Here is a 5,332-nt window from a genome sequence, read left to right as displayed (position 1 = left end):
CTCAGAAAAGCCATGGAAGAGGCTTACGGTGAGGACTTAACCTGGTTCTTTAAACAATACGTCTACTCAGCTGGCCACCCAGTTCTTAAGGTTTCATGGAGTTGGCTCCCTGATGAGTCAGCAATTAGGTTAAGTGTAAGTCAGACTCAAGGTGATGACTCATACCCCATCTATAAAATACCACTTGAAGTTAAGGTCGTTTACGAGGGTAATAGTGAGGTTAGGTTACTGAACATTGAGGATAAGGAACATATACTTCACTTAAATGCACCCAGTAAACCAAAGTACATTTGCATTGACCCCAAGTTTAAGGTGTTTAAGGTAACCCAGTTTGATAAGCCACTTGAGGAGGCAATAAGTGAATTAAGTGATGATGATGTAATGTGCAGGATTGAAGCTATTAATGCACTGGCTAAGAACGCAAGCCCAAGGGCTGTTGAAGCCTTAGCGTTAACTATTGAGAAGGATCCATTCTGGGGTGTTGCCGTTGAGGCGGCTAATGCATTGGGTAAGATAGGGGGTGAGCTTGCTAAGTCAGAGTTACTGAGGTTACTTAAACGGGTCACGCACCCTAGGGTTAGGAGGAGCATTATTGATGCCTTAGGTAACTTCAAGGGTGATGCTGAAGTGGCTAAAGCCCTACTAAGTATTGCTAATGATAGTAAGGAGTCTGATTACGTCAGATACGCTGCCTTAGTGAGCCTAGGTAAGTTAAGAATTAGGGATCTTGAGGGTGAGTTAAGTAAGGCTCTTGATTATGGGGGCTTTAACTACGTGATAACGCAGGGTGCGTTAAGGGGATTAGGTGAATTAGGTACTGATAGTGCGTTTAAGATAGTGCTTAATTATACTGAGCCCAGTAAGCCAACGTTAGTTAGGGCTACTGCAGTGATGGCTCTTGGTAAATTCATTGATAGGAGGGAGGCCATTGATAGGTTAATTGAGTTGGCTAGAGATGATCAATTCAGGGTTAGGTTCGCTGTAGTTGCAACTGCAGATGAGGTTAAGCACCCAGCATTATTACCTATACTTGATGAATTAGCGTCAAGGGATCTTGATGGAAGGATCAGGAGGTTAGCTAGGGAGGTCGCTAAGAGAATTAGGGATCAGCTTGAGAGGGGTGTGGAGTATCAGAGGCTTAGGGAGGAGATTGAGCAGATTAGGGAGGAGCATAGGCGCATCATGGAGGAAATCGGTAAACTGGAGAGGAGGTGACTTAAATATTAAAGGCGCATTCCTTTAATGGATAATTGCTAATGAACAACTACTTATAATTGCATTGAATTATCTGAGGGAAAGTATTTTAAGCGGCTTTATGCTTTTTGAACCATGGGTAAGAGGAGGAAGACCCGTAAACTGCTGGTAAGACCTAAGAAGAGGTTACCAACCGTGTTTCAATGCCCCTACTGTGGGTCAGTGGCAGTTAATGTTTCTGTGGTTAAGAAGGAGAATAAGGTTAAGGTTACATGCGGTGTCTGCGGGCTTGAGGCAGTGTTCGATAGGGTTAATGGCTTACTACCCGTGGATTACTACAATAAGTTCGTTGACAAGTATTTCGCAGGTGAATTAAAGCCCACTAGGCAGGTTGAGGTTAAGGTTAATACCACTAATACTAATCAACAGAATCAAGGCATAATAGATAGTGATGAAGGCATAGAGTACCTCGATGCTCCAGAGCCTGACACTGACATTGAAGAGTAATAACTTAAAACTCCCACTGACTGAAAATGATTAATGGCCGTATTTGAATCCTTGATGAGTAAGCTTGCAGAAAAAGGTGCACTACACTTCTCGCTACTTGATCCTGATAAGGTAACAGTGGATAAGTTTATTGAGCTTGCTAAGGGCGCTGAGAAGGCTGGGTCAGATGCATTAATGATTGGCGGCAGCTACGGTGTTAATGAGGATACACTGGATAACTACATTAATGCGGTTAAGCAGGAGGTTAAACTACCTATAATACTATTTCCAGGCAGTGTGGCTGGGTTAAGTAAGAAGGCTGATGCAGTACTATTCCTCTCCGTGCTAAACTCAACTGATCCATACTACATTATTGGGGCCCAAGTGCAGGCAGCGGTACTTATGGCTAAACACTACAGTAACCTTGAACCAATACCAATGGCATACATAATAATTGGGGAAGGTGGAGCAGCGGGCTTCGCCAGTTACGCTAAGCCAATACCATTTCACATGGAGGATGTAATAGTAGCGTACGCATTGGCTGCATACTACATGGGCTTCTCGGCAATTTACCTTGAGGCAGGATCCGGAGCTAGGGAACCAGTACCATCCAGCGTAGTGGCTAAGGTTAAGAGGGCTGTGAGGAATAAGATACTGATGGTTGGGGGAGGCATAAGGAGCCCTGAGGCAGCCTACTCAATAGCCTTAGCGGGGGCTGACGTAATAATAACTGGGACTGTCATTGAGGAGTCCCCAGCTGTAGTGCTTAAGGACATTGTTGATGCTGTACATAGGGGTGGGTTAAGGAAGCTAAGTAATAGTAGTGAGGGCATTAACGCAAAAATTAACGTTAAGTGATGTGGCTAAAGCCTCATCATTGCATTAAGGATTTAATGTGAATTAAGGCTTCTTGGCTACTATTATGAAGCCTGTATGAGACAAGTTCCACGTCTTAGGCCTAACTTCATTAATTGTAGTCTTCCACTCCCTCCAATTAACCTCAATCATCTTAACATCTATGAGGCTTGAATCAACCATACTCCTAATAACCTTCTCCACCTGATTAATGGTAGGTACGTAGACCGCTAAATTACCACCATGCCCCAGAGCCTTTACAACATTAGGTATTGCCCTCCATGGATCACCCATATCCAGTAGGGCGGAATCAAAGTAATACTCAGGTAGAGTTAATTCAGCAATATCACCGTGAATAACATCAACAACATCATCAACCCCCATTACTCTTAACGTCCTCCTAGCTGTAGCTATGTATCTACCATTCCTCTCAACTGATACTAATTGACCCAGCGGCTTCAAATGCATAGCCAACAATGATGCCGTATACCCACTGCCGAGGCCTGCTTCAAGTATCCTACTGCCTGGCTTAACATTAAGCATTATTAATAATGCAGAGGTATCCTTAGGGTATATTGGTTGAGTAACCCTAGGCATCTTAAGTAATATGTCTGTAATATCTGGTTTAGTAATATAGAACATATGGCCAAGGTTAGTAACCACCCTTGAACCGTAGGGCTTACCGATAATGTCATCAAACCTTAAAATACCTCTAACAGTACCAATAACTAATCCTCTTTTAGCAACAGTAATAATCTTAATTTCATTACTATGCCATAGTAAGACATAGTCGCCCTCCTTAACAACATCCATTATTACCTACATTAACTAAGCTTTAATAAGCTTAAACACCACCAAGATCCTTAATGTGAACTTCAAAATTCCTCTGCCTAAGGCCAAGCTTAATACCCAATGGGTAAAATACAGCTAATGCAACTACCACCGTTATTACTGTCGCCCAGGTGTATGGTATTAAATTCAATGCGCCATCTGAACCAATGTAAGTCATTAATGTTAGGAATGCTATGAAGCCAATGTACCAAGTAGCCTCAAGCCAACCCTCCTTAACCCTGTAGAGTAATCCAAATATCAATGTTGCAGCAGTAATCAATGCTACAGAATACGGTACAGCAGGCCACCCACTCCAAAATACTATCAATGATGACACTGCAAAAGCAACCATTGAGACAAACCAACCTGCCGGAACCTGGTATTTTGAAGCCCCCTGTAGCCTAAGGACCATCATTGCTATGGGATTCGTGGCGAAACCTATGTAACCTGCAACAGTAGTGTAGCTAACTATAGCGTATAATCCCGGAACTGGCGCGAAGAGGAATGATATTAACGCACCCACTAAACCAAATACTATTAATGCCCAATATGGCACCGAGTACTTTGGATGTATCTCACCCATTCTTTGGCTAACGAATTTCGACCGCGCAACAGCTAACATAACTCTAGTGCCTGCACCCATGTATACGAAGCCAACCATAAATAAGGCAACTGTTAAGTAAATCATGGGGAGCGCATACATTATTGGTAAGTGGTATGCTGAAGCCAATATGTAGTATGGATTTCTAGCAATATTAAGCAGTGAAGCCCAATCACCCTCTGGGAGGCCTAAGGCTTTCCAGTCAGTGCTGAGTATGAAAAGTACAGAGAAGGTTATGTAAATGGCTGCTTCTCCTATGACTGTGAATATGAGTCCATAGATCAAATTTCTCTTATTCTTAATCTCCTCAGCGAAGTCCGGTATTGTCCTAGAACCTCCAAATGAGAACATTGCTATGGGCATTGCGGCAAATAACCCAGTTACGCCATAAGGCATGAAGCCGCCGTATTGGGTAAAATTCCTTAAGGCATACGGATTATACTTCAATGTAACCATTGCGAAAATTACAGCCATTAAGGCATAAAGCACATACTTAATTGAACCCGCCACCCTACTGGAGGCTGTAAAAACCTCTATACCATAGTAGTTTAAGGGAACCATAAGTAGTATAATAATTAATGCTATAATACCTCCTATTAGAGTTAAGTTGCCTGTGGCCGGATTAAGTACTTGCGGGAAGAATTCGTGAATTACTAAAGCCACAAAAACGTAAGACTCTAGTGGTGGTATGAAGAGATACCATATTAAGTCAGCCATACCATTTATCAAGCTTGTGGCTTGGCCATGACTGTATATTGCAAACCTAGATGGACCACCAGCCTCTGGAAAGTCCATGGCTATGTCCAAGTAAGTTAATGCTACAAATATATATAGTATTGGCGCTAGGGTATATGCAAGTATTCCAGCTGGACCGGCATTAGCAGCAACCTTCTGAGCGCCATAGAATATAGCACCACCTATTGACCCAGCTATACCTATAAATAAAAGGTCAACTAATGTTAGGTGTTTTCTTAGCCTTACAGGTTTTTGAGAATTCCCACTCATGGAAAGGGTAATAGCATTGGACTTATAAAAGTTTCGTATAATCATTACATTATATATTTATTTTTTTACGTAGTTTAACATGAATAATAAACCTAATGAGGAGAATATACATTACCCATGTTGGTATCAAAGGTTTATAAATATAATAATTACTTTTTACATAATACAAATTATGACACTTTTCTAAAATACAATAAATCTACGGTTAGTGCAAGCTTCTTAATCCATGGATTCACATCTATTATCATATAAATATAAAGGTTAGTTACCAATAATGGTAAAATTATGAGAATAATGATTTTAATCCTTGTTAAATTCATGTTACTGGGCCTTCTTAAGGTGGCTTTAAACATTATGAAG

Annotated in this window: 6 protein-coding genes; 3 read left to right on the top strand and 3 right to left on the bottom strand. The window is 41.4% G+C overall.

The genetic code is table 11. The features are described 5' to 3' along the window. The 3 genes from BP896_RS06840 to BP896_RS06830 form a co-directional block, all read left to right on the top strand. Positions 1 to 1,215: HEAT repeat domain-containing protein (locus tag BP896_RS06840; protein ID WP_291766999.1), on the top strand; the 1,215-nt coding region annotated here is incomplete at its 5' end. 114 nt (positions 1,216 to 1,329) lie between these two features. Then, on the top strand, positions 1,330 to 1,701 hold the full coding sequence (locus BP896_RS06835; RefSeq protein WP_291766998.1) for a hypothetical protein: 372 nt from the start codon (positions 1,330 to 1,332) through the stop codon (positions 1,699 to 1,701). Between the two features lie 33 nt (positions 1,702 to 1,734). Then, positions 1,735 to 2,538, top strand: a complete 804-nt coding sequence (locus BP896_RS06830) for a geranylgeranylglyceryl/heptaprenylglyceryl phosphate synthase (RefSeq protein WP_291766997.1) — start codon at positions 1,735 to 1,737, stop codon at positions 2,536 to 2,538. Positions 2,539 to 2,580: 42 nt separating this feature from the next. On the opposite strand, the gene BP896_RS06825 is transcribed toward BP896_RS06830, so the two are convergent. The 3 genes from BP896_RS06825 to BP896_RS06815 form a co-directional block, all read right to left on the bottom strand. Continuing rightward, positions 2,581 to 3,348 carry a tRNA (adenine-N1)-methyltransferase gene (locus BP896_RS06825; protein ID WP_291766996.1) on the bottom strand — a complete coding sequence of 256 codons (768 nt, stop codon included), beginning with the start codon at positions 3,346 to 3,348 and terminating at the stop codon, positions 2,581 to 2,583. Positions 3,349 to 3,379: 31 nt separating this feature from the next. Then, on the bottom strand, positions 3,380 to 4,972 hold the full coding sequence (locus tag BP896_RS06820) for an APC family permease (protein ID WP_291766994.1): 1,593 nt from the start codon (positions 4,970 to 4,972) through the stop codon (positions 3,380 to 3,382). Between the two features lie 170 nt (positions 4,973 to 5,142). Beyond that, positions 5,143 to 5,332, bottom strand: a 190-nt coding sequence (locus BP896_RS06815; RefSeq protein WP_291766993.1) for a hypothetical protein, incomplete at its 5' end; no start/stop codon positions are given.

The organism is Caldivirga sp. UBA161 (genome assembly GCF_002506515.1).
Classification (GTDB): Archaea; Thermoproteota; Thermoprotei; order Thermoproteales; family Thermocladiaceae; genus Caldivirga.
This window is presented reverse-complemented; position numbering and strand designations above follow the sequence as displayed.